Origin of the sequence: Photorhabdus aegyptia (genome assembly GCF_000612035.1) — a bacterium.
Classification (GTDB): Bacteria; Pseudomonadota; Gammaproteobacteria; order Enterobacterales; family Enterobacteriaceae; genus Photorhabdus; species Photorhabdus akhurstii.
In genome coordinates this window covers 1-3089 of sequence record NZ_JFGV01000114.1, presented here as the reverse complement: position 1 = coordinate 3089, position 3089 = coordinate 1, and the positions used below count along the sequence as shown (strand labels likewise).

Here is a 3089-nt window from a genome sequence, read left to right as displayed (position 1 = left end):
TAAAACAAATAGTTAAGGGAAAAATATAATCGCTATCTAGGACAGCCCCATTTATTAAATATATGATAGTCAGCAAATGTAATTGAAAATTTATTCTTATAAAAAACTTCATTTTCTTTTTCAAGAATCATATCATCTAAAAGAATAGAGCCACTTGTAGGAGAATATAAGCGCGTCAAAAGTTTCATCAGCGTGGTTTTGCCAGAACCATTCCCTCCCACAATAAAAGTGATACAACCTTTTTTCAGAGAAAAGCTTAGTGGCCCGATACTAAATCCATCACCTGCTTCTATTTTGTTTTTTTCATTATATGAAAAAGAAACATTTCGGAAATATATGTATTCCCAATCCAATGGGGTATCCTTCGACACTATCTTTTCAACATTATTCTGTAAGATGTTATCAAACTCTAGGTTTTTTAAAGAAACAAAAGAAGCATACCCATCCATATATAATGGATACATATGTAACAGTCCATTTAAAGGCCCCATAACATAAATAATCGCAACCGTTGCCGAAATTAATTCAATTTTATCTCCACTACCATTCATAAATATCAAAATCCCCAATATAGAGAAAATCATCATTGTATTGAAATTACCCCCTATTATATAAAAAAACCTTGCCCGCAGAGAAATTTTCTTTTGCTTATTAATATTATCATGCAACTCCCGCAAAAAATTATATTTTTTTAACTCATTAATCTTTAATTCCTTTATTCCTTCGGTCAAAGATATAAAATCTTTAAATAATAAATCTTCATAACCTCTCCCCCTTTTAAATTCAGTTTTCGATTTATGGCTAATAAAGAGATATATTACTGAATTTATAAACAATGCAAACATCGTCCACAAAAATAAGGAAATAGATAAATAAAACAAATAACCTATGATGACAATAACTATAGAGAGGTTAGTCAAAAATATAGGCATATTTGATAAAGCACTAACTAATATTGTCACATCTCTCGTCAATGAAGAAAATATTCGATTAGCGCCCGTAAGCTCAATCTGACGTAAACTACTATTTATCACACCATCAACAATACTTTTTCGGAAACTCGCTGTAGCATCTAATGATAATTTCAATGCCATAAGCTCTGAGAATATGCCTAAAAAAAACAAAAACAATAAAGAGGAAATAAATATCGTTAAATAATATAAGTAATTATTTTCTACCTTCACAGCTATCAAATTATTAATAAAAGAAATTAAATATCCCCCACCTAAACCAACCATAAAACTGACAACAAAAACAAAAAATAATCTATAGGGATATTTTTTCAATAAAAATTTAAATAATTGCATATAATTTACGCCCTATGCTATAAATCTCTCAAATAAAGTTCAGGGTTATTAAGGAAAGATTTTGTTATCACAACATGCTCGATATCATTGTAATCAGACATTTCAATTCTATCAGAATTAAAATGTAAGACGTCTGCTCCAGGAAAAGCCATCAATATGGGAGAATGTGTAGCAATAACAAACTGTGCCCCTAATCCCACATAATGTTTTATTAAAGATATTAATGCTAATTGACGTAAAGGAGATAAAGGTGTTTCAGGTTCGTCCAAAAAGAATAAAGATTTCTTATAGAAACGTTTCTGCAATATATTTAAAAATGTCTCTCCGTGTGATTTAGCGTAAGGATCATCGCCATAACTCTGAGTTAATTCCCTCAATTGCCCTCTTACCGCCCCCACTGCACGATATTTCCCATCGCCTTTTATCTCTTTGAGAAATGCATTCTCCATTTCATTGAGATCTTCCTTAGTTTTAGAGATTCTTTTTATAAATCCCAGAACATCTTCGGCACGAAAAAAAATAGTTTTTAATGGTTTGGCATTTCTAACAAATCTGATCCTATTAGAAAAATCTTGAATATTAACCATAGACTCATCATAATCAAATTCATTACTTCCAATATGTACAGCATTTAATCCTATAGCCAAAGCCTCAAGAAGTGTTGACTTACCAGAACCATTTTCTCCAACAAAAAAAGTAACCGGGGAATTAAACTCTACCTTTTCTATATTTCTTATACATTTTATATTCAATGGATATATCAAAGAATCATCTTCATTAATTGCGTTCTTATACGAAATAGATCTTAAGAATAGCATGATAACCTCAGTATATTAAAATAATAGAGAAAATTATATCACCCATAATACTTTAAAGAAATATTTTTTGGGTAATTAATTTTGCCACCTCCACATAAGAACGCTGTAAAATATTATTATGTTCTCCTTCTACAATATTTAATTCAATCAAATCGCTAACATAGGGTCTCCAGCCATATTCACGATTTCTAATAACTAAATTCTCCTCAGCAGCTATAAAAAACAAATTTCCTTGGTATATCTTTGGAATATGTTTAATTGCAGCAGAACCATTTTTAATATAAATCACTTGCTCTAAACAAAACTGTTCTTTTGTACTATTTGCTGGGGATCTACCTTCGGCACTTAACATATCGTAAATAATATTAATTCCTTCTTCAATGCCAAATTTATTTACATATTCCAAAATATTATCAATATTATCTCTTCCAAAATATTCAGCCACTAAACCAGCAATCAAGCTTTCATCAGATAAATACTCATTAATAGTAGAGCAAACAGTATCTATCAAGCATAATAGATTTACATCTAATCCTTTTTCAACAGCTTGAACAGCAATTTCATGTGCAATGATGCCACCAAAAGAGTAACCAACTAAGTTTAGTTTACCCGTTTTTTTCTTTAAGATTTCATTTAAATAACAAGATGCTATAGAAGAAATACTACTAGCCTGACTTAAATCACTTAATCCATACTCTTGCAAAGCATACACATTTAAACCATCTATAGGTAGTGAATTTAATAAATCAGTGTAGCATATAATATTGCCATCTCTTGGATGGATTAAGAAAAGATCCTCTTCTTGGATTCACATAATAAGTGCAACATCGTTAATCCGGAAGTAAACATGTTCGTATTCCTTTAAATAATTCATTCCTCACCTAATTCAGGAATAAACCGCTTTATATTGTGCGCCTAATAAACTCAAAAGCTCATGGTGGTAAGATTGCATTCCTGTCACCAT

The 3089-nt window shown here is 30.5% G+C and carries 3 protein-coding genes; all 3 read right to left on the bottom strand.

Features of this window, described 5'->3' with window-relative positions:
- Positions 1 to 32: 32 nt before the first annotated feature.
- Genes BA1DRAFT_RS21135 through BA1DRAFT_RS21125 form a run of 3 tightly spaced genes read right to left on the bottom strand, consistent with a single transcriptional unit; the run spans position 33 to position 2909 of the window.
- Positions 33 to 1307, bottom strand: a complete 1275-nt coding sequence (locus BA1DRAFT_RS21135) for an ATP-binding cassette domain-containing protein (protein ID WP_036783542.1) — start codon at positions 1305 to 1307, stop codon at positions 33 to 35.
- A gap of 17 nt (positions 1308 to 1324) precedes the next feature.
- A complete protein-coding gene (locus BA1DRAFT_RS21130) occupies positions 1325 to 2125 on the bottom strand; it encodes an AAA family ATPase (protein WP_036783540.1) in 801 nt (266 codons plus the stop codon).
- A gap of 52 nt (positions 2126 to 2177) precedes the next feature.
- A complete protein-coding gene (locus tag BA1DRAFT_RS21125) occupies positions 2178 to 2909 on the bottom strand; it encodes a thioesterase domain-containing protein (RefSeq protein WP_268747257.1) in 732 nt (243 codons plus the stop codon).
- Between the last annotated feature and the right edge of the window lie 180 nt (positions 2910 to 3089).